This is a genomic window from Dapis purpurea BLCC-M126, assembly GCF_050015975.1.
Lineage (GTDB): Bacteria > Cyanobacteriota > Cyanobacteriia > Cyanobacteriales > Microcoleaceae > Trichodesmium.
In genome coordinates this window covers 1-23665 of sequence record NZ_JBNHER010000112.1, presented here as the reverse complement: position 1 = coordinate 23665, position 23665 = coordinate 1, and the positions used below count along the sequence as shown (strand labels likewise).

Genomic DNA, 23665 nt, shown 5'->3' with positions numbered 1-23665 from the left:
AAAGTCAAAAGTCAAAAGTAATCTCTGATTAAGTTTTCGGTGTCCAAATGCTCCCCAAATAGAATTTAGGTAGTGTCTTAACCTAAGTGCGTAGTGCTATAAAATTGCAAATTTATATCGAGTTTTATATTTATATAGGGACTAAAAAAATGAACAAATCTAAAATAGTTAATAATCCCAAAGCAAATGAAATAAATGAAACTAGAAATACAGGTATGGCTTACCTTTTGTGGTGTTCTAGTTTCTTAGGTATTTGCGGATTACATAGATTTTATTCAGGTAAATATTTCACAGGCACTATCTGGTTAGCTACTTTAGGTTTATTAGGAATGGGTCAATTTTTAGATTTATTTTTTATTCCTGGAATGGTAGAAGAGAAAAATCTAAAAATGATGAAGAAACGGTTAGATTCTGGGGATATATTTAATTACTTACCCCAAGAACAAATAGAGAGAATTTTAGAAAAAAATTCTTCTAAGTCGGATACACAAATTATTCTTGAATTGGGGAAAAAACATCCTGAAGGAATTTCTATAGCAGATTGTATCATTGCCACAAATAAAACAGTACCAGAAATGAAAGAACTGTTAAAAAGTTTATATAAAGAGGGATTAGTTGAAATAGACAATCATCCCGAAACGGGGGCAGTTATTTATAAAGTTTTTTAAAAAAATATGGAAGTATTTCCTGCGGAATTAATAGCTATTAGCTATTAATTCATTGCCTTTAGAGGAGAAATTAGTGAGGTTTAAATCCCCTTCAAGTGCATAAAAAAATAGTCCTACTGAGTGGTGACTGTTGACTGCTTTGTTAAGCATAATTAAAAGTATTGGAAAAAAACTGAACTGGAGCATGATAAGTGTATATTCATTATTTATGAAACAGCTAAAAGCTCACCGCAAACTAGCTAAATGGTTACAAAAATATCAAGAATAATTCGATCATAAAATATAGGCTTATACCAATTTACCAAAATAATACTATACATCTTCAAGACTTCAGTTATTAAGTAATAATAATAGTTCAGTAATGTTTTTAACGATTCGTTGCTAAAGCGCCTCGACCTATTCTCAAGAAGAGGTAGCAATAATGGGCGAAATTTGGTATTATTGGTTAACAAATGAACCCTTTTAAAGACTATAAGAGTACTAACTATGACTCAAGCACAAACAAATACACTGGCAATTGCTCAAGCAGCTTTTGAGAAATTGACTCATGGTTTAGCAACTGGAGAATGGGAAGCATTTTTAGATATGCTTACTGAGGACTTTACCTTTTGGTTTCCTGTAGGCAAATTTAACGGTTTAAATGAAGGAAAAGACCGTGCCAGAGAATTTTTTCAGTATGTTTCTGAAGCCTATAGTGAAGGACTTTCAATTACTTCTTTGGACCGCATTACTAGCAATGAGACAACAGTTGTCTTTGAATTTAGAGATGAAGGCCCTATGTGGGGAAAACCTTATAAAAATCGAGTTGCAATTTCTTTTGATGTTCGAGGTGACAAAATTTGTGCTTACCGAGAATATTTAGGTAGTGATGGTAAGTCGAATTAATTAATCATAAAAATATTATATTTTAAATACTAAAAAATTTAGGGTTATTTCAGTTATCAGCTATCAGCTATCAGCTATGAGTTATTAACCGATTATCACACATTCAAGAGGAATTAGTCTTCAAGGAAAATTAACACTTATGAATAAATTGGTCACATGACCGCTAACCGAAGTCAAGTTATTACATTTAAAAGCTGAAAGCTGAATGCTAATAGCTTAATGTTTACTTCAAACCTACATCTTGAAGTGCGAAATGTCGGTTTTAGATTATATTAAATATTATTCATCAGAGTGATTTTTTTGTTGCAGTTCTTTGATTTCCTTTTCCAGGAAAAAGTTGAGAAAAGTACGAATTCCAGCAATTGCAGTTAACTTTCCAATATCACTCCAACTAGGGGATATAGCAGTGCCTACTACATCAGCAGCCAACAGAAATTCTAAAGCCAGAACTAAGGAAATACCTAATTCCAGTCTGATTCTGCCCTCGAATGTAAAAAGTTTTCTATTTTTCCGCATTCGCAACATTTGTGCTACTGCTTTTAGCACCGCAAAAGCAATAATAAAAACTGCAATTGCTTCAATAAACATCTTCAGAATTAACACAAACTCGTCTAAAAAAAACTCAGTTAATTCTATTAAATTTGTGGCTAGAGGAAAATAGATAAAATCCTGTTGTGTGATGATAGATTTTAAATAAATAGAAGCCATAATTATTCCTTTAATTAGTTATAAAAAAGTCTTTGTTTGTAGTTGCGCTTTAGCGCTTCTAGAAATATAAGGAAAAATTAAAGAGATGAGCGCCTTTATTTCCGCTTTTGTTGGTATCTCACCTCAATCTCAATAATCGCACTACCTCAGCATCGTTTCAATACATATTCCCCTGAAGGATCTATCTGTTTTAGAGCTTTCACTTCACCATTCTCTAAAACAAACTCTAATATCAAGTCAGAGAACCTTTGGATTTGAAATGTAAGATTTTTATATGGAATCAGCTTTTCTTCAGGCTGACCAGGGAGTACTAAGTACAGGAAATCATCTTCTTTGAGAACGACTTGTAACTTAAAACCTGCTGGTGTTTCGTATGTTCCTGCAAGCTGTTTTAAAAGTTGGGAGTCTAAAGTTTTTGCCTGGCGGGTAAATATTACTTCTGCCATATCTATAGACATTGCTACTTTGTTCACCTCACCTTGGGAATTGGTGAGGAAGTTCAACGACCACTTACCGTAAAGCTCATCATCAGATGTATCGAAACGGTCGTAATGAAAATGACTCAGAGGAAGTTTAATTTCACCCAAGTTGAATTGAAGGTCGCTATCGTTTATTTCAATCTTAAGAATGCCGTAGACAGGGTTAGCATATTCCCCTATGTAGTCATTGAGGGAGTGTGAGGGTGTGGTATTTGACACTTTATTTTCTCCAGCCTTGGCTCGTGCTTCCTTTCCTGCTTGTTTAGTTTTAAGTCTGACATCAAGCCAGCGATCGCTCCAAGGTGTTTGAGTGATATCCAAGAGGCGTTCGTAAAGGTTGTAAGTGATTATGTCGATTAAGAAACTACAATGGTTGCCAATTGTCGAGACTATCACACCTAGTTTCTTTTGAGGAAGAAAAGACATCTGCGAATAAAACCCATCAATAGCTCCCCCGTGATAAGTTAACAGATGTCCTCGATAAGACGCCGTCTCACGACCCATTCCATAAATTGGGTTAAGTAATTCCCACCATCCTCGTGTTTCCCCTAAAACGTTGGGTTGAGCCATCGCAGGTTCTAGAGTTGCCTTGAGTACGTTCGACGGAATAACCTGCTGACCGAGATAAATACCATCGTTCATCAATGCGGCAAGCCAGTGGGACATTTCTTCAATGTTCGAGACGATCGCCCCAGCAGGAGCTACAGCTTCTGTTTCCTCATAGTAAGGAATTTGGTAAATCTCATTGCTGTCTCGTTTTTCCGTAAATGGTACGCCGTAGTCAGACTGCTTTAACATCTCTGAGATGAGATAGACGGTGCTGTGCATCTCGAGAGGTTTGAAAATCTTCTCGCGGACAAACTCTTCCCAAGTCTTTCCAGACAGCAGCTCAATAATGTATCCCACAGCAGCATACATATTGTTGTTATAGAAAAAGGTTTCTCGTAGTGATACCTCTGGTTTCATGTACTGAATTCTATCAAAGATATCTTTGCGAGTAAGAAAGTCCTGTTTATACCAAATACTGTCGTGACGAGTTATCCCTGTACGGTGTCCCAGCATATCCCGCAAGGTAACACTATTGTTTAATTCATTGTTATAAAAACGGATTGCTGGAACGGCATCGCGGATAGGTTTGTCCCATGTTAATTTTCCTTCTTCTACCAGCATTCCCGCAGCTACAGAGGTAAAAAGCTTGGTATTAGAGCCTATTGGGAAGAGGGTTTTAGGGGTAAAAGGTAGTTTTTCCTCGTAGTTCCGATAACCATAACCTTTGGCAAAGAGGAGCATATCCTCAGCCACAATTCCTATCCCGACTCCTGGAGCATTCCAGTCTTGAAGCAGTTTATCTATATAAGTATCAAAGTCTTGAAGGTTTTTCAGGATATCTATCTGTTGTGTCGTAAGTTGCATTATCCTCTTCCTTTTAAGTTACTTTTTGCTTTCTAGTTAGAATAGAAAACTTTTAATCGACGATCTTACTAAATAGCAGTATGAATTTATGGTATAGTAAACAGAATTTAAAACATTATCGCCATTAGTTCATACTTTTAATCAGCAACACCTCATAGACTATCCCTGATGCCTCTCATCTCAAATCTCATTCCTTTCTCAATTTATCAAAATAATCAGGTCTAAAACCTCGCCTTATCAGGGGAAATGTTTTTGGAGGCTTGCTCAAAATCCCCGTTAGAAAAACAACTTCCAATTTCCCCTCCCAGGAGCAGGGCTGTTTCAAAGTATCGTAAGTCAAAGATGAGCGGGAGATAGGGGGATAGGGGGATGGGGGGCTCACTTTCATCAACCGAAATTTGCTAGTTTTTCAGCTTCTTTAGTGATGAAAATTTGACTTTTTTAGTCTAGTTCAATAACTCCAATCAACTCGAATGACTAACAATTCGTTAATTTACCTTCGAGTATGGATGGATAAATTTGGCTTAGATCCCGACTATTGGCTCGAAAATTCTCCCTATCTCCCCATCTCCCCATCTCCCTTTCTGTTTTTCACGAGAATGAAACAGCCCTGCCCTCCTGGGAGGGATTAGGGGTGGGTTAACTTCTGACTTCTGACTTAGTTCTAGGTGCATTCTATATCTGTCCTGTCTTATCCCAAAATCTTTGTTTATTTACATAGTAAGCGATCGCTCTTGATATGGCAGTCATTCTATAATCTGCCAATTAAAAATTAAAAATAAATATAAATTGCCAAAATTTGGATTTACAAAAATTTGTTTATATACTATATTAATAGTTTTGGCATATAAATAATCTTCTCTGAAGCCTGACCCTAAACACAAAATAGTTGATGGACTACCAACCGGAGGAGTGTTGAAAATTGTAGCAACAGTATAATTACTTATACAATTCCCCGATTAACTAGAGATTTATACCTAAAACATATTAATTTATAGATAGGGATCAAGGAAATCAATAGTTATTGTATAAGAACAAAAGACTAAAGGAAATAACAGGCCGTTCTTAAAGGACGTTCCTGAGTATTATAGACGGGATATCTAAAGCATAACTTAGTCTTATAGAAAGAAGTAAAATTATCGTTTTCTATTTCGTATATAAGTAGAAAACTGCCAAATATTTATAGTTAATCCTGAAGGATATATCCTTCAGAAAAGCTAATTAACTAAACTAAATCAAAGTCTATCAAACAAACAAAAAAAGGAGGTAAGAACATGAAAATTCAAACAAAAATACACACAGATGCCGTAAAAGAAGCATTGCTTTCCCTCTCAGATATGGAATTTTATAATACTATTCACCATTGGCTTAATCGAATATCTCAAAATTCTTGGGAAGCAGAATTATTAGATGAAATGCAGTTTGCTTTAGGTTATGAATTAGAGTCAGGGGAAACCTTACAATCTTATAGAAATTGGGATGAATTAATGTATGCCGAACCTGATTGTGAAGATGTATATTTAATCGCACCATCACCTTTAAAATTACGCAGGTATATAGATAAAATGGACTCACATTCTTTTTATCACAATATAATTTATCTTGCCGGAAAAGCTTATAGTGAAGGAGAAATGGGTTATCCACCAAATGCTTTTTGTGATGGGTATCAATTTATGGAAAACTTGGTTGCTAGTCTCAGAAAAAATCAACTTTCCCAAGAGAAAAATTATCGTTCGGAAACTTTCAGAATTATGAACCAAAGTCAGTATAATGAAGGTTTTTTTCAAGTATCAGAACATTGGCGAACTTATAGCGGAGGTAAAGTAACTGATTTTGTGCTTTTAACCTCAAATTAGTAATGAGAAGGAAGGAGGAAGAAGGAAGAAAAGAAGCCCACAAATATATTGATGGTATTTATTGTGAATAACTATTTTATTTAATTACCTAGCTTCTAATCAAAGTTCTTTCTCCTTTTTTCATTTAGCAATTTTAGTTTTAAGGAAGAAGGAAGAAGGAAGAAGGAAGGGAGCAAGATGCTCCCACTGTTCCCTCGATCAAAATAATAAAGGAGTCAGCCAGGGGTCAGAAAAACTGACTCACTGCAATTGTTTTAGGTTTAATTTTGCCTACTCACTTAAATAGTTTCAATTATCTTGATTAAAAAGTAAATATGTAGATTTTTGGTATCCAAACCTCTATATTTACTTTTGGTTGGTTAAGTCGAATTACAATAGAATTGTCTGATAAGTGTATAATTATTTCCTTAATAGCATGAATCTAGCTAATTCGAGAAGTCAGTCTAATTTATATGTATACCATATTTTATGTAGCCATCCTAAATAGGTTGTGGGTAATTAAAAAGTAAATAAAAAAGTTGAAACTCCTATCTGTTCCATGTTCCCTATTACCTAAAAAGCAGTAAGATTGTTGCCACGAATAAAATAGGATTGCTATATGATTCAGGATGTAAATAAATTTAAGAGTAAAGTTAAGTCAAAATGGAACGATACTTACAAATACTCAAATTATTTTGGGGTGCAGCGATCGCTGCTGAATTAGAATACCGTTTCAATTTTATTATCGCAGCTATTAGTAGTATAGGAAGTTTATTGGGTAGCTTATTTGGTTTATTTCTATTTTATAGAACAGGCTACAAATTTGAAGGTTGGAATTGGGAAGAAGCTTTAATTATCCTAGCAATTTTTACTATTCTACAGGGTCTTTCAGCAACTTTTTTGATTCCTAATTTGAATCGAATTGTACAACAGGTACAAGAAGGTACTCTAGATTTTGTCCTCCTAAAACCGATTAGTAGTCAATTTTGGCTTTCTACTCGTACAGTTTCTCCCTGGGGAATACCAGATATGATTTTTGGTGGGTTGCTGTTAGGATATGCTGGTAGTAAACTGGGTTTAGGAGTTGGAGATTATTTGCTCAGTATAGTGCCACTGCTCTGTGGGATAATGATTCTTTATAGTCTCTGGTTTATGTTGGGTTCAACCAGTATTTGGTTTGTCAAAATTTACAACGTAACAGAAGTCCTCAGAGGTTTATTAGAAGCAGGAAGATATCCAATGGTAGCTTACCCTACGGCTTATCGTTTCTTTTTTACTTTTCTTGTACCAGTGGCATTTTTGACTACTGTACCAGCTCAAGCCATATTAGGTAGGGTTGGAGGTACTTGGATATTGGGTTCTTTTGCTCTAGCAGGTGGATTGTTTTTTGCTTCTATTCAATTTTGGCGACTAGCTTTGCGTTATTATACAAGTGCTTCTAGTTAGGAAATACCAAATAAAAAAAATATATAATTATCCTGAACTTAGGGAGTAAGAGAAATTCGCGAATCACCCCTACAGAAGTAGGTAATAGAGGCAGCGAAACAAACAGATCTAGTTCAAAAAATGGATGATTTATTTTTTGCTATTCCCTTAGTAGAAGAAAGGAGAAGGAAGGAAGAAACTTTATTTCAAAGTTGGTTGAATAGGACGCCTTTTCCAGTATTTTTATAAGCATAAAATAAAGTCTTAATTCTCTGCTTTCTAGGAGATAAAAAAGGAAATGTATGATTTTTTTTGCCTCCTAATTCAGTAGAAAGTACTGTTTTCTGCTGTCGCCGACATGAAATGCTTCGCGACATGAAAAACGCAGTTACTACCCAGGAGGCTAAGTGTTAACGAAGTTCCTCTGAAAGAGGCTAACTAATAACTAATAACTTATTAGCTATGGAAACAGATAAACTTTTAAATGAACTTGAGCAAAGTTTAGATTCGGAAGAATTACTACACCAAATCAAAACAGAACAACAAGAAGAACAAGTTTCTGAAAAAAATATATTTTCCCAGAAACGCTTAATCATTTTGCTAATATCTATCCTTGTAGTAGAAGTAGGAATAGTAGTATATGCCCTACAAGCAAGTCAAAAAATAGTTATTGTTTCTCCAGAAGAAAAAGCTCTTTTGGAACAACAACAAGCAGAAAAAGATTTCAAAGAAGCTAAAACACTATCTTTGGAATCTAAGAGAACAATTAAATATCCCCCACTACCTTTAGCTACCTGGGAAGAGGCAGAAACAGAGTTACTAGAATCAATTAAATTATTAGAAGAAATTCCCAAAGGTACTACTGTTAAGAAAGAGGCTGATAAACTTTTACAAACTTACCGCCAAGATTATCAGACTCTCCGCAAACAACTAATATTTGAAAAAACTGCAACTTCTAAGTTAGTTACTGCTAAAAAGTTAGCAACAGAAGCAAGTGTAATTGTGCAAAACCCACCTCATCCCTTAGAGGTTTGGCAAGAAGCTCAAGCTAAATGGCAGGAAGCTATAAATTTACTTCAACAAATACCTCAAGATGCTTTTGTTGCTTCCGAAGCTGTGGAAAAATTAGACCTTTACCGAATTAACTATCAAGCAGTTACCACTAGATTAGAAAGACAAAAAGAGTCAAATTAATTGAGGATTAATAATCAGTATTAAAGTATGCTGTTTCACGGAGATTAAAAGTAAAAGTAAGATTCTCTGAGGAGCAAAACTTGAATACACAAAAATTTCATGTGATTATTTCACAACTAGGTGTAAAATTATTATTTGTGAGATGATTGAAGTGAGTTGATATAGATTAGTGATTAATACAATTGATCAATTATTTATACCTGGGTATTTTTCCCTAACTCTTTACAAAGAGGAGATATTTTTGCAAGTTTGATATTACTTTTCGTTAAATAGTTGGATTTTTTTACACCTTCTTAATTAAACTAAATTGAATAAATAGATGCCTGCCTTGCTAGGGAAAAATAACTTTTGGCCAAGAGTTGAACAAGACTTGATAGTTCATAGAAGTACAGAAAATTAGATTTTGAACTGCGTGAATAAAAATTATGATGATAATAGGAGATTTAGAAAATGTTGGCAGTACAAAACTTTTTAGTTATTGTAGGAGAAATTGGTCTGCTACTCTTTATTTTTCTTGCCGTTAATTGGTTAATTACACAAATTTTACAACAACTAACTAAGGCTGTTTACAGCAAGAAAATTAAAATCACAATGGAGAATATCCAAAGGAATACCCGGACTGCATTAGCTATAGGTGGTGGATTACTGGGTATACTCATATTAGGACTGAATAGTTGGCTCATATATCAGGGAGAAAACTTATTACAATACACACAGTCATTTATTAATAATATTCCTGAAGAATTTTGGGTAAATTTAGGTATGGGAGCAGGCAGAAGTTTGTTCTTATTATTTTTATTAGCTGCAACCCAACCTTCCATCCAACGTTTAATAGACAATCTTTGCGATCGCACCAAAATATTTGAATATATTACAGCGAATGATGAAAGTATAGAATCCTTCTTTGACTTTCTTAGTCTTAACCTAATTAACATTCTGTGGGTGTTGAGTCTAACCTTATGCACTCAATTTATCCAACTACCAGAAGTAATTACGCAATATATGTATATTGCTCTGAGAATATATGTCATTATCACAGTTGGCATACTTCTGGTTAAAGCCAATATCGTGATTATTGACACATTAGATGCTCTCAGCCAAAAATACTCTAGTCCTAGTAAACTGCTGAATTTATATAATCGCCTCAGTCATCTACTCCCATTATCAAAGCGATGTCTGGAGTATGTAATATACCTTTCGATGGCAAGTCTAGTATTTCAACAACTTGAGTTCATTGCCTATCTAGCAGTTATTGGCCCGAAAATCATACAAATTGTCGGTATATTTTATACCAGTCGTGTAATTGAAGAGGTAGGCAAACTTTTTGCCAGAAAATTCCTACTCAGTGAAGACAAGGAGTTAGATGAAATTGACAGAAAGAGAAGGGAGACTCTCTTGCCATTATTTGATAGTACCCTCAAATATCTAGTCTACGTTGGTGCAATGATTGCTATTCTCAATGTCCTAGGTATTGACTCTACTCCTATACTCGCAGGTGCTGGTATTCTTGGTTTGGGTGTGAGCATGGGGGCGCAGAGTATTGTTGAAGATGTGGTAGCTGGTTTATTTAATTTGTTTGAAGGTTACTACTTAGTAGGTGATTTTGTTGAGATTGATGATGTCAAAGGTTATGTCACTGCAATAGAGCTTAAAACTACTCGCATTAGCTTTGAGGATAAAGACTATATTATCCGGAATGGTGAAATTGGTAATATTATTAACTATTCGAGATATAGTGAAGCAGCAGTGACAGTTAATGTTTCCTATAATGCCAATCTCGAGCGCGTTTACCAAGTTATAGAAGCAGTGGGGCAAAAATTAAAGCAGGAGAATGAGGATGTGCTAGAACCAACTGAAGTTGATGGGGTTGAGAAGTTCGATAGATATCAATTAATCATTCAAACGACGACGCAAGTTAAGCCAGGAACAAACGAAGATATAGAATTATGCTTGCGTAGAATGATAATCGAAGCCTTTGAAAAAGAAGGAATTGAGATTCCTCATCGCGGTCCTCGGAAAGGTAAGAAGAAGTTAGAAGATGAAGAGTTGGAGGATAAAGAAGAGGAAGAGGAAGAGGATGAAGAAGAGGATGAAGATGAAGAGAATGAAGAAGAGGAAGAAGATGAAGAGGATGAAGAAGAAGACTAATATATCTTTCTAGAAAAGGCGTTGCTAAACCAAGGGATTAATCTTTGCAGAAAAGGTAAATCCCATCTTTAATCCTACATTCCGCACGATAAAATGTAGTGTAAAAATAGGAGACAGGAGACAGGAGACAATTATAGTGGTCAATAGGAGTAAGTAATATAGAATCCGGATAATTACTATAGCCAAGTCATTGCGACTGGAACGGAGTGGAAGGAAGCAATCTCATGGGTTTGCGAGATTGCTTCCTATCGTCGCTGCGGACGACTTTTCAACCGGATTCTATATAATTGAGTATTTATGCTTAATATTTTCCTGATAATCTGACTCCTGAGAAAGGTCAATGAATAGGAGTTATATAGTATAAATAGGGCTTGCTGATTAATTCTAAAAGTATTGACAGATAAAAGTTTTAGCGTTTTAGAGTTAAAAAAAGTACCAGCTTTTCGGTAGAAAAAGCTCAAAAAGCTAGTATCTTAGGATGATTATGGCAGAAAAATTGAGAGACAATTCTTACTCCTACCTCTTCTAAATTCCCATTTCTCCTGTCTCCTGTCTCCTAGCCCAGCAAAAAGACTTTATTCAGCAGGCCCTAAATACCTAGCAAGCTACCGTTTTTTCTACTACTTTTAATGTTATATCATGTCCGTTTATATCGTTTGTGTAAAAGCCGTGGAAATATCTACCTTATGTAAGATTTTTCCTTTTCTTCAAGCTTCTTCCTTCTTCCTTCTTCCTTCTTCCTTCTTCCTTGCCTTCCCTATACAAGACCAATGCTACCGGACATGATATTACAACTTGACGTGCGGAATGTGGGTTCCAATGGACAAATATGCAAGGCCATTTTACAAACTTAGTCTGGGATTACTTCTGACTTTGGCATAGCGCTATAACTAGCAATAATAGCTACCATCAACCACCAAAGAGTATTAATTTGGGGACGATACCAAACCGTATCCACTAAACCATGACCCATCAATCCTACCATTGCTGCCATCGCCCCAATTAACCAATATCCTTGATTATTGCCAGTATCTCGCAAATTTTTCAACTGCAACACACCTTGATTAAAGGTCACTAAAAGCAACCACAAAAAAGCAGTAAAACCAATAAAACCAGTTTCTACAATTATTTCTAAAGGTACAGAATAAGAACTCAAAGCACTGTAACGGGGACGCTGATAGAGAGGATAGATTTTATTAAAAACATCATTACCTGGTCCAATACCTAAAATTGGGCGATCGCGAATCATATCAAACACAGACATCCAGACATTGATCCGAAAATTATTACTGCTATCTTGACGACCTGCAAAAATACTAAGAACGCGATCGCGCAACGGCTCTAATAACACGACTGCCAAAATTAATAATCCTGCCAAACTCCCCACAGCTATTGGCAGCGACCAAGTTTGCCAAAATTTTGGCATATAGATACTCCACCAATACCACATTAAAATCAACATGGCAAACATCAAAGCCAAAAACCCAATCCAACTACCTCTACTACCTGTGTAACGCAAACAAGCACAGTTGACTATCAATATTGTGACTGCTAGAGATTTTTGTGCCCAACTACGCCAAGCAAAAATTGCCACAAAACTCAAAGCAATAGCAGACAACAAATATCCACCTAATAAGTTAGGATTTCCCAAGTAACTATAGACACGAGTCACATTAGCTTGAGCAGAGTTAGGATCATTCCAAGTAGCCAGAGGTTCAACTTGATCTATCCATTGACGGATACCATAGAAACTAACAATTAGGGAAACCAATAAATAAACACTGATTAACCAAGAGCGGAGTTTAGGCGATCGTAATACTAAAGATCCTAAAGCAAACAACAATAGATAAAGAGTCAATTTCACCCACCCGCTAAAAGCAGCAGTCTTTGCTGGGGAGACAACCATTGCTAATGTAGCAATACCCCAGTAAAGCAATATTAGTAGATGAATGGGAGTTAAATGTTCCTGGGTGTTATCTGAGACAGTCAGCAATACCCAAAAACCAGCGCCAGCAAGTAATAAGAAACCAATGAGAGCAGTATTTACAAAAGGAGCTAGACTAAATACAATTGCCAGCAATACAAAACCAAGGGGTTCCCCCCATTGCATTAACCAACTACCCCGTCGCCAGTTATAGAGAGAACCATTAAGTAAACCATAGAGGTAGCTAGCATTTAGCCATTGAGACTGAGAGAGTGAGAGATTAGTTAGTGTTAGTTTTTGCCAAACTGAGTTCATTTTATGATACCAACAGATTCACGGAAGTCAAAATTCAAAATTCAAAATTCAAAAGTTAGATTTGAGAGACTGAAAACTGTGAAACAAGAGTAATTTCCAGGGATTATTTAATATCTTTAAAGTGAATTGGTATTAGATAATTGAAAATAATACAGAGTTTTAAACAGCCATAATGTAATAGGAAGAAAAACTCTTCCCTGTTACCTTGTTAAGTTCTTTCCTACTTAGAGAGTGGGAGAGCTAAAATATATCGATAGCCTGATTCAGCAGAACCTTGAATCCATAAAGAGCCGCCCTGTTGTTCTGCTAACTGACAACTGAACACCAGTGCTAATAGATCGCGGGTGGGGTTGGCATTAACATTTTCTCCTTGTTTTGGCATTGTCTCAAAAATTATTTCTTTGAGTTCGGCAAATGTTAGCTGTAATCTATTTAGGGTTAAGCTAGAGTTACTCTTTTCTTCAATTGTAGATAACTTTTGGGAGTAGAGTTGAGTATGAGGAAGATTATCTCCAAGAAGGGGATGAGAAACCCACACTGCCACATTAAGTTCTTCTTGTTTTTCAGACAAATGAAGTTTTACTTCACTTCCTGAACCAGCGGATTGAATTATGCTGTAAATTAAGTTGTGTAGTGTCTGTTCTAAAATTTCTTTATCAAACAAACCAATTTTCTGCTCGCTACCTCCAGCTAATAACTGTAATTTAACCTGACGATAAACTATTTCTGGTTCTAAGTTTCTAACTATTTGCTGACAGAGATTTTTCACGTCAACAGGAGTTTTTTCTAAATTTTGGCCAGATTCGTCTAGTTTTGCTAAGGCAATAATTTCTTCAACAAGCGATCGCAAATATCGACTTCTCTCATTGATGACTTCTACATATTCTCTTTGTTTGTCTGTCAGAGATCCGTAGATTTCTTGGTTTAGAACACTTGCCATTCCCATAACAGAAGTTAAAGGAGTTAACATTTCTTGGGTAACAAGAGTCAGTAGTTTGTTTTTAAGCAAATCAGCAGATGTAGTCATAGATTCGTTAGTCATGGAAAACAATTTAGTCCTTGTCAAATTTTATCAGTAATACCGTTTCACGGAATTTAAAAGTCAAAAGTCATGCATCGAGTGTGTAATTCTGAGGTCCCCGTTTCCTCCGGAAACGCTTCGCCAACAGAATGTAAGACACACTCAAGACAGTCAAAAGTAAGATTTTATAGACTCATAACTTTTACGATACAGTAGTTTCAGGAAATTATTTCACATTTAAAGTTGGAAACTATTTGTGACATCCCTAAAGTGAATTGGTATAACTATACAGCAATTCTCATACTGGTGATGTAGTAGAAAATTATAGGTTTTAGGGAACACTTAACTGGAAAGAGGGAACAGAAAAGAAGACAAAAAACTGTACCTCATACCGTTTCACTGAAATCAGAAGTCAGAAGTTAGATTTAATCCACTAAAAACCTTGATCGGACAATAGTTTCAGGCAATTATTTGACATTTAAAGTTGGAAACTATTTGTGACATCCCTAAAGTGAATTGGTATGACTAACTTGAGAAATGGTATACCTAATTCTTGTGCGATAATAAAAAATATGGGGAGGACATCATCTCTGTATAAACTGCAACTCAAATATCAAGTTAAAGAATCCCGAGGTGTCGCCTAAGCACAACATTGGGAGTATGTCAATATTTATTGAATCATTCCCTCAAGAGAATTTTGCAAATCTTGAGTTAGGTCTGATATTGCTGTACGACGTTTAGTTTGGTAAGCTTCCCACCGTTGAGAAACAGAAATCGGTTGTCCCACTGTCATTTGCACCCTTTGTTTTCCTAATCTGGGACGTTTTAAGGCATTACCACCCTTAATTCGATTAATCATATCCCATATTAACAAAGTTGTATCAGCAAATCTCTCTACTGTAGGCTTTTCCTTAACATATTTACCACTAACTGCTACAAAACTTTCTACCAATCTCATGTGCCACATTCGCAGACTAGCTTCTTGCGCCAGTCTATTTGCCAAACCTTTGTCTACAGGAGAAAGAGTCGCTAAATCTTCAATATCTTCTCTATAAATACAATCCCATCCTGCTTGTTCAAGGCGACGACAACGATCTATAAAATTACCCTTGGGATGAATATGAAAATATTCTTCTGCAACTTCTAGAGCAGCATTGAGAAGAGTATTGAGGCGAGTATTAATATTTTCATTAACTTGGTCATCTGTTAGAGATTCTTGGGAAGAACTTTCTTCAGTTAATTCAGGCAACTCTCGTTGATAGAATTGTCGATAAAAATCTTCCATTTTTCCTATTAAATAACCCCCTAATCTCAAAAGTCTTTGATAAAGTTTAGAAGGTGCTAATTTTTCTTGCTCAGAAAGATTTTCTGTCCCTGGAGATAAACCACTATCTTTTTCTAGTTTAGTTAAAAGTTTCTCTACATTTTCCCAAGGTTCATCCAAGTATTTGTATTGAATACCCACTGGCACAATAAATACCTCTTCTGAACGACTTGCCTTAGACATATCCTCCACACACCAAAATCCCATTTGGGCAATACCAGGTTCTAATAAACTAACTTTTTCATTATGACCATTAGTAGCTCCTTCTGGAGCGGCCATCATTGGCAAACTACCATTGGCAAATAGTTCACGAGCTGATTTTAGTCCCTGACGGTCTAGTTTTCCACGGTGAATTGAACTTCCTCCCAGATACGAATACCATTTACCTATAAAATCACCTGCCCATAAAGGAATACCTCGGTCAAAAAGAAAGTGATAGTGGAGAAGAGATGGAAGAGTGATTCCTTGTTGTTTGGCTAGTTTGGGCAATAGATACCAAATCATATATCCCATGCAGTAGGGGTCGTCGGCACTAGGATGACGGAATGCCATAAGGAAGCGGGTTTTGCCTTGCTGGAAGCTTTGATATAGTTGGGCTAGAGTGTCTAGGTTGTCTACTTGTATATCAGCGATGGATATCTGGAACTTCAGCCACCAAGGTAACATTAGTTTAGTCCCTGTGCGTACCAGAGGTTTGAAGTTTGGTGGGATAAATTCTAGAGGTGGTTGAACGTGGATAGTTGAGTGAGGCATTACAATTTTGGATTTTCGATTTGGTCATTTTCAGATTTTCTTTCAATATAAATTGTGGAATGTCCAAGAGTCGAGTTTTGAAGAAAGTTTTAGGTTTTAGGTCTAATAAAGATAGCTTTTTTCAGTACAATGGCTAATGTATTTGAGTCGAATGATACGCCGAACTTGATTAAGAAAAGTAGAATAAGAAGGGGTTAACATTTATCTATGATTTGCGCTACTTATTTTTAACAATATATAATATTAAGTATTATACTGCACCTGTGGCAAAATTATAAGTTAGGCGTTTATTTTACAAGTTTTATGGTTGGATACTTTCATCAATAGGTATGGAGAAAACAATGAAACAGAATGTAGTCTCTCGCGAATACAAGGTTATGCTTCAGCAAGAGCGCTTTATTGGTTCGCAAGACGATCTTCTTCAAAAAGCTGGAGAATTTTGGAACGATTTCAAAGGTTTAATTCAAGATATTGTTATAGACACTGATGGCAGTCTTAATGAGGTAAAGAAAGAAAGACAAATCAGATTCTATGACACCGCAGATCGCCGTATTCGGAAAAGTAACTATGTTTTCCGAGAGCGAGTCGATATTAATACAGGAAAACGGGAAGTCACACTCAAATATCGTCATCCAGATCGCTATATCTCTCAGGATAGAGATATGACAGCAGCGAATGTTAAGGATGGAAAAACAAAATTTGAGGAAGACATTAAACTTCCGTTTTTCAAGCTTTACAGCTTCTCTACAAAACAACCAATATCAAATAATAAAAATCTAAATAAGTTGAATGATCCTGGTAAATTGTATCCAGATTTTAAGAAGCGATTAAAGTCTTATCAAAAGAATGAACCGATTGAGGTTGTCGGTGATTTCACTGCTAGAGAAATAGTTATTGCAGGTGCAGATTTTCAAATTAGGAATACTCCTAAAGTGGAAGCTGATTGTGCATTAATTGCTTGGTACGATCTGCGAGGTGAAAAGGATAATCCAGTGGTAGTTGAATTTAGTTTCAAATATGAAAATAAAAAGGAGGAATATGATGGAGAGGCATCCCAAAAAGTTTACGATGTCTTTAGTAGATTAAAGGAAAATTTAGCAGCGTGGGTTGACTCTGATGGACTAACAAAGACTGCTTATGTTTATTCAAGAGGGAGTTGATTGCCTTACTTCCAATGTAATCTATAAATGGTAAGAAATATCGGTTGAATTATAACCAAAATTGTAAGCATTCAGCTATTACCTTTTCCTGAGTCATGCTGCGCCAAAAGATGCATGAAAGTAATAACTTAATAATACCTTGTCTAGCTTTAAAATGTGGGTAAATTTGAGTCAATGAAGACCTCTCCCCAACCCCTCTCCTGCAAGGAGAGGGGGAAGATTTTACCCACAATTTTAGTCTAGATGAGCTGGTAGATTGACAAGTTGTTTGATTATTCCCTAATTTCTAACGCTTCTACCCTTTTTTCTAGTAAAAGTATTCATAGTACAGTAATTCGTAAATACCTAATTACTTATAAGCAAATATATTTTTTGATTTTTTTCACTCCCACTCTTCTAATTCTTCTATCCAATTTTGCAATAAATTATTAATTTGTTCTCGTCGAGTTTCAAAACTGGCAGCTATCCAAATAAAAGCAACTCCTACTACTAAACCTATTATCCACTTGAAAAATGAATAAATAGAATTCAGGACAATTAATTGATTAAAAACGTTGACTATTAATGTTACTGTTCCTACATACAAAAATGCTCTAGTTTGTAATCCTAATCCGGCAAAAATTGCCATAATACTAATTATTCCTGGAAGTAAACCAGTCCATTGATTTTCTAATAAAGCGACAAAACAAATTATCCCACTGCCAAACAGTCGTAAGTTATGGCGAATATTTCTGTTTTGAGATAATTTAAGATAGGGGTCAACTTTAGCTACATAAAGTAATGATAATCCGATGGGAGTAACGTAAACTAATGTCTGAATGAATGCTCCTAAATTATTCAGCCAAATCACAAGAGCATAATTAATTAAACCTACACTAATATAAGTTAATCGAATTTGCTGATTTACCTTGGAAATAGCAATATAAAATCCGGCAGTTATTAAAATTGAAGCATACCAATACCAAGGTGAAGTAAAATCTAATCTTAAATTAGTAAGAACTATAGTTATTATCGGAATTATCAGAGAAACTCGTCGCCAAGGTTTCAGAGGCCATCCCCAATTTTCCCAGGGTAATATGTAGATAAAGTAAGAAATTATTGCCGCTATTGCACCTAACCAAGATAGCAAAAATTCTGTGACAGAGAGTAAATTAATTATATAGATAGTAACAGCATATCCTTCTAAAACACCTAGATAAATCCAGGTTTCTGCCTGCTGCAAATTAGAGTTATTTTTGCCTTGCATAATTGCATAACGAGTTAAAAGTATAGCTGTAGTTAATGCTAGTATTGGATTAGATTTCAGATTATATCTTACTAATAAAAATAACAGAAGGCTACTTACTGCCCAATGTATATTGGCAATATTTTTAATTTCTGTTGTTGTGAGTTTTAAGTAATCTGATAACCAGGGCGATAATAAGCGATAACTATAAGTGATAGTTGTACCAATGGTGGCATAAGCAACTAATTTTTCTCCTAATGGTAGAGAAGAAACTTGATAGAAAAGTAGTTCGGCAGCAGAAACAGATATTCCGAGAATACCTAAGTATAATATTGGTTTGAATGTGGCTTTTCTTCTACCTACACCAATTAATATAAATGATAAAGCTAAAGAAGTTAAACCTGTCCAGCTATCGAAAATATTGACACGGAATAAAGCACCTAAAATACCATAGAGTAATGGGATTATTTGCCAACATTTAGACAGATTATTTATGCCTACTTTTCGTTGTAACCAGTCTCCTAAAAATTGAGTGAGTAATCCTAATGCTAAATTAGCGATCGCTAAACTAATTACAGATTTATTGACTAAGCCTAAAGTTTCTACTGTCAATAATTCCAAACCCCAAGCGAAACTATAAACTGTAACGTTAGATTGAACAAAATTATTCAGACTAAATGTAATAGATGAGTTTTCTGTTGTTTGTTTAATACATCCTCGATAACCAATGGCAAATAATGTCAGAGAAGCAGACATAATTACTATGATTGAGGGATTGACAATTTCTGAATAAATTCCGAAAGAGTGGATTGTTAATACGATTAATTCTAGGCTGCACAAAATTATCGCCCAACGATCTAATGCTTTGGCGTAAATATTAAATAACTTCCCTGATAATTGAACTATTCGAGAGTACAATAACCATAAACTTACTAAATAGAAACCAAGAATTAATAACCAGTCTAAACCAGAAACAGGAGGCAAACCTAAAACACCTTCCCATAAACCAACACTTATAAAAGTTAAGACAAAACCTACCGTAATATTTGCTGTTGTTTGAGTTAGTAAATATTTGGTATTAATAAACATTAAAACTATGCCTAAACCCAAACCAAACAATCGAGTTTCTGGCTGCCATAAAGTTAAAGTTTGTAGAAGAATTACAGCAGCGATACTTAATTCACCTGCGATTTTTATGAAAGATATTATTCTGCTGGAAATAGTTGTTAAAGCTAAAGGAGTAATAAACCAAATAATTCGCCATTCTGGTGATAACTGGCAATTAATAACCGTGCAAATATTAGGTTGAAAATTTCCTAAGTTACCCAACAGCAAAATATAACTTATAGTTGCTAAAATTAAACCCAGATGCCAAGCACTTAAACAGAAACAACTTAACAATGAGATAGAAGAAGTAGGTGTAACTATTCTTGTTTCTGATGTTATCTTGGTCTGCAATATAAATATTCCCCATTCACTCACCATCATTACTAAGAAAATTATTGCCCATACTGCTAAACTTAAATCTGGTAAGAAATAATTAATTCCAGAAAATATTGATAATAAACCAGTGATATGACTCAAATAAACAAGAGCAACTCTGGTGGGTTGACGACGAGATGTGAAAATGGCAAGAGTAATAGTTGAAGCTAATAAATTCAGAAATATAACTAGAGGATTTTGCCAGGATAATATATTTAAAAATACTCCAAACCCTAAGCAGATTTTTTCACTAAACTTACCTAAATTAACTTGTTGATGGCGATAAATCCAATCTGTCAGCCAGACCATAAATATTAAGTAGGGAAACCAAGCTAAACTAAGTAATGATTCTGGTGAGTTTTGGGCATTAAAAATTTGAGTTGTTGTAGCGACTAAAGTTTGTCTAGTTGCACTTGGAATTAACCGCCACCCTAACCAAGTTATTTGTAAACCAATTAGAAAAATTGCAGATAGTTCAATTCTCCGCCAAGATTTTTGCAGATTTTCAGCTAATAACAATAAGCCGATAATACTAACTATCAATGCTTGCCAAGGTTGAGCATATACTGAAACTAACCAACCAAGAAATAACAAACTAATCCCAATCCGATTTTGTATAAATAATTTTTGTTTAATTTGATTGGAGATGTTATTTTTCAATAATATCCAACCACTTATTCCCAAGGCTAATCCTAATTTGGCAAGCTCTACATTAGCAACAAAAATTCCTCTAGCTAGTAAAATTAAGACTGCATAAACTACAATGGCAATTCCTGTGAGTGGGTCTCCAGTATTAGTTTGATTTTCAACTTCTTTTGTTTCCGTAATTCTTTGAGTTTGGTTATGATAAATAGTGGCTATTGCTGTACCAATAACGCCTAAATAAATTGCCAAAATAGGAAATCCAGAAAATCTCCATCCATACTGTAAATAACTCAGACCTAACAAATTTAGTGCAGCAATCGAAATCCACTGTTTAGAAAGATAATTACTGATTTTTTTGTCAAAATAAACGATGATACTGGTAAGCAAAAAAGAAGCCAATCCTACTATTAACCATTCCCCAATATTACCCCATAAACCCAAGCCGTCTATTGCCCAAAAATTCACAGGTACTAACAGTAATGTCACAATTCGCAACGTCTCGGAAGTTAAACGTAAGTTTCCTGTTTTTCTCGTCCAAACTGTCGCTCCAAAAAAGCATAATGTATATGCTAAAAGGACTAAATATTGTCCGGTAGGAGGAAATTTTTCCCACTGACTGGCAGCAAGTAAGCCAGAAGAAACGACTACTAAAAATAAACCTAAAAAAAGCAGCCATCGCAAGCTTAATTCTGCCATTAATGACTGTAATATTTGAGTTATTAAATTAGGAGATTTTACAGTAGAAGTTTTAGGGGTAGTTGGCTGTAAATCTATTTCTGTTTGAGGTTTTTGAGTGTTAGTTACTAATTTCTCTTTTTTGATAACTTGTGGTAGAGGGGTACTTAGATATTTTTGGCAGAGTTGCCTAACTTCATCATCGGAGATTAAGCCAAGGCGTAACCAAATATCTAAACCTTCTAATATTCGTGGATGATTTTTATCAATATTAATTAACATTTCTTACATCTTCTACATAATAAACATTTCCGGGAACTAAGTTTTTGGTTAGTAAATTCAGACGTTTGAGATTAATTTTCGGAGAGGTATAATAAGGAATAGTCAGCAATTAGACTTTCCATCTAACATAATAGACTTAATTTTTAATTATCTAACAACGAGTAAAAATAATGGAACCTATAGAATTAACTGTAGCAGCGATCGCCTATCCTTTTTTAGTTAAATATGTCGAAAAAGCAGGGGAAGGTTTGAGCGAAAAGACTTTTGAGCAAGCGGGTAAGTTATGGCAACGGGTAAAAGGAATGCCTGCCGATACTTTCCGTGCTTTGAAACCTGCACAAGAAAATCCTTTTCCTGAAGATTTTGAGCGAGCAATACGGGAACTGGAGGCAGTGGCCAATCAAAACTCCGAACTTAACCAAGATATTATTGATGTGGTTGCCGTTGCTAAAGAGGAACATCCAGAATATGTGAAAAATCTTGAGGCGAAGTTGGAAGAAATGAAGTCTCAAGGAGGGGTAACTGCTGAGAATATTCATGCTCTGTTTCAGGAAAGCACTATTACCGAGAGTTCTGTAAATAGGGATATTAAAGATAATAATGTAGTTATTCAGAATCCTACATTTAATGCTCCAGTTAATTTTTGACTGAAGTCGTCGGTAGGGGAACCGACAAAGAAAAGTACCCAATCTCAACATCCTAACCAAAAATACTATATTCCTGGGGAGGAATATTTAGACAATAAAGTTTTTGTCGGTAGGGAAAAGGAACTTGCCGAACTCCACGAATTGCTGAAAAATAATCAACGGGTTGCTGTTGCTTCTGTTTCAGGAATGGGGGGTGTGGGTAAAACGGAACTTTCCCGTCGATACGCTCTTGCTCATAAGTCTGCTTACCCTGGTGGTATCTGTTGGTTGGAGGTACCTGCAGAGAATGTGGGTATTCAGATTCTCAGGTTTGCTCAGAATAATCTCGGACTTATTCTTCCAGAAGACGAAAATTTAGAGGGAAGGTTGCGCTACTGTTGGCAAAAATGGTCTGAGGGAGAGGCGTTACTTATTTATAATGATGTGACTGACTACGAAAATCAGGTAAAGCCTTTTTTACCTCCAGACTATCGGTTTCGGGTACTACTGACGACTCGTAAAAGTTTTGGCTCGGCATTTCGAGAGTTGCGTCTGGATGTTTTGAAACCTTTGGCAGCGATGGAGTTGTTAAAGTCAATTATTGCTAGAGATAGAGTTTTAACAGAACCCCAAGAAGCAAAAGCAAGGGAAATTTTGAAATGGTTGGGTTATTTGCCTCTGGCGATCGAATTGGTGGGGCGGTATTTGGATGAGTATTGGGAGTCTTTGAATAGGGATAATTTAGCTTTGAAAAAAATGCTCCAGCGTTTACAGGGAAAAAGTCTGGAACATCGGGCGATGTCAGCTAATGAGTTGATTAATTATCCTCATGGTGTGGCAGAGGCGATCGCTTTGAGTTGGGATAGGTTAGATGAAAAGACTCAAGAAATAGGTTTGAGGTTGGGGTTGTATGCTTTGGCACCTATTCATTTGTCGTTGGATGGGATAGAGGATGATGAGGAGTTGGAGGTTTGGGAAATTGCTCTTGGGGATTTGCTAAATCTGCATTTGTTGAAGGGTGTTGAGTCTGGGATTTATAGTTTTCATCCTCTGGTGCGGGAATTTTTGCAGATAAAATTGAGAGAATATCCAGAGGTAGATGAGTTGAAACGTGGTTTTGTTGTGGCGATCGTGGAGGCGGCGAGGAAAATTCCTGAGAATATTACACAGAAGCAAGCTAAGGAAGTTGAGATTGATATTCCCCATATTATGGAAGTGGCGGAACATTTGCATTTGACTGAGTATTTGAGTGATGATGATTTGATGTTTCCTTTTCTTGGGTTAGGTCGGTTTTATGAAGGTCAAGGATTTGATCTACAGGCACAACCTTGGTTAGAGAAGGGTAGAGAAATAGCAGAAGAACGGCTGGATAAAGATCATCCTGGCGTTGCAACTGTCTACAACAACCTAGCAGGATTATATGAATCTCAAGGGAGATACGAAGCAGCGGAACCTTTGTACCAACAAGCTATAGAAAT

General features: G+C 35.7%; 15 protein-coding genes. 9 read left to right on the top strand and 6 right to left on the bottom strand.

The genetic code is table 11. The annotated features are described in order from the left end of the window. The first annotated feature begins 86 nt into the window (after positions 1 to 86). Positions 87 to 668 (top strand): NINE protein, encoded by a 582-nt coding sequence (locus ACP6PL_RS10330; protein WP_426545171.1) that lies wholly within the window; start codon positions 87 to 89, stop codon positions 666 to 668. A 486-nt stretch (positions 669 to 1154) separates the two neighbouring features. Then, complete coding sequence (locus tag ACP6PL_RS10325; protein WP_426545170.1) at positions 1155 to 1553, top strand: nuclear transport factor 2 family protein; 399 nt, start codon at positions 1155 to 1157, stop codon at positions 1551 to 1553. 279 nt (positions 1554 to 1832) lie between these two features. On the opposite strand, the gene ACP6PL_RS10320 is transcribed toward ACP6PL_RS10325, so the two are convergent. Both ACP6PL_RS10320 and ACP6PL_RS10315 read right to left on the bottom strand, forming a co-directional pair. Continuing rightward, on the bottom strand, positions 1833 to 2261 hold the full coding sequence (locus ACP6PL_RS10320; protein ID WP_426545169.1) for a DUF1622 domain-containing protein: 429 nt from the start codon (positions 2259 to 2261) through the stop codon (positions 1833 to 1835). A gap of 146 nt (positions 2262 to 2407) precedes the next feature. After that, positions 2408 to 4153, bottom strand: a complete 1746-nt coding sequence (locus ACP6PL_RS10315) for a serine hydrolase (RefSeq protein ID WP_426545168.1) — start codon at positions 4151 to 4153, stop codon at positions 2408 to 2410. Positions 4154 to 5427: 1274 nt separating this feature from the next. Here ACP6PL_RS10315 and ACP6PL_RS10310 point away from each other — a divergent pair. From ACP6PL_RS10310 to ACP6PL_RS10295, 4 genes are all read left to right on the top strand, one after another. Next, positions 5428 to 6009, top strand: a complete 582-nt coding sequence (locus tag ACP6PL_RS10310; RefSeq protein ID WP_426545167.1) for a hypothetical protein — start codon at positions 5428 to 5430, stop codon at positions 6007 to 6009. 642 nt (positions 6010 to 6651) lie between these two features. Then, positions 6652 to 7434: an ABC transporter permease gene (locus ACP6PL_RS10305; protein ID WP_426545166.1), complete on the top strand. Its 783-nt coding sequence runs from the start codon at positions 6652 to 6654 to the stop codon at positions 7432 to 7434. 441 nt (positions 7435 to 7875) lie between these two features. Then, entirely contained in the window at positions 7876 to 8607 is a 732-nt protein-coding gene (locus ACP6PL_RS10300; protein ID WP_426545165.1) for a hypothetical protein, read from the top strand. A gap of 450 nt (positions 8608 to 9057) precedes the next feature. Then, positions 9058 to 10755 carry a mechanosensitive ion channel family protein gene (locus ACP6PL_RS10295; protein WP_426545164.1) on the top strand — a complete coding sequence of 566 codons (1698 nt, stop codon included), beginning with the start codon at positions 9058 to 9060 and terminating at the stop codon, positions 10753 to 10755. Positions 10756 to 11605: 850 nt separating this feature from the next. Here ACP6PL_RS10295 and ACP6PL_RS10290 read toward each other — a convergent pair. From ACP6PL_RS10290 to ACP6PL_RS10280, 3 genes are all read right to left on the bottom strand, one after another. Continuing rightward, the gene (locus tag ACP6PL_RS10290) at positions 11606 to 12994 is read right to left on the bottom strand and encodes an IctB family putative bicarbonate transporter (RefSeq protein ID WP_426545163.1); all 1389 of its coding nucleotides are present in this window, start codon (positions 12992 to 12994) and stop codon (positions 11606 to 11608) included. A 220-nt stretch (positions 12995 to 13214) separates the two neighbouring features. Continuing rightward, positions 13215 to 14036, bottom strand: coding sequence for a sensor histidine kinase (locus ACP6PL_RS10285; protein WP_426545162.1), 822 nt, complete (start codon positions 14034 to 14036; stop codon positions 13215 to 13217). A gap of 649 nt (positions 14037 to 14685) precedes the next feature. Continuing rightward, positions 14686 to 16092, bottom strand: a complete 1407-nt coding sequence (locus ACP6PL_RS10280; RefSeq protein WP_426545161.1) for a 1-acyl-sn-glycerol-3-phosphate acyltransferase — start codon at positions 16090 to 16092, stop codon at positions 14686 to 14688. A 341-nt stretch (positions 16093 to 16433) separates the two neighbouring features. Here ACP6PL_RS10280 and ACP6PL_RS10275 point away from each other — a divergent pair, with 341 nt between their 5' ends. Further along, positions 16434 to 17252 carry a hypothetical protein gene (locus ACP6PL_RS10275; protein ID WP_426545160.1) on the top strand — a complete coding sequence of 273 codons (819 nt, stop codon included), beginning with the start codon at positions 16434 to 16436 and terminating at the stop codon, positions 17250 to 17252. A gap of 382 nt (positions 17253 to 17634) precedes the next feature. Here ACP6PL_RS10275 and ACP6PL_RS10270 read toward each other — a convergent pair whose 3' ends face one another. Then, a complete protein-coding gene (locus tag ACP6PL_RS10270; protein WP_426545159.1) occupies positions 17635 to 21561 on the bottom strand; it encodes a hypothetical protein in 3927 nt (1308 codons plus the stop codon). A 170-nt stretch (positions 21562 to 21731) separates the two neighbouring features. Between ACP6PL_RS10270 and ACP6PL_RS10265 the strand changes: the two genes are divergently transcribed. Both ACP6PL_RS10265 and ACP6PL_RS10260 read left to right on the top strand, forming a co-directional pair. Continuing rightward, a complete protein-coding gene (locus ACP6PL_RS10265; protein ID WP_426545158.1) occupies positions 21732 to 22208 on the top strand; it encodes a hypothetical protein in 477 nt (158 codons plus the stop codon). A gap of 141 nt (positions 22209 to 22349) precedes the next feature. Then, positions 22350 to 23665 (top strand): tetratricopeptide repeat protein (locus ACP6PL_RS10260; protein WP_426545157.1); only part of this gene is annotated, 1316 nt, incomplete at its 3' end.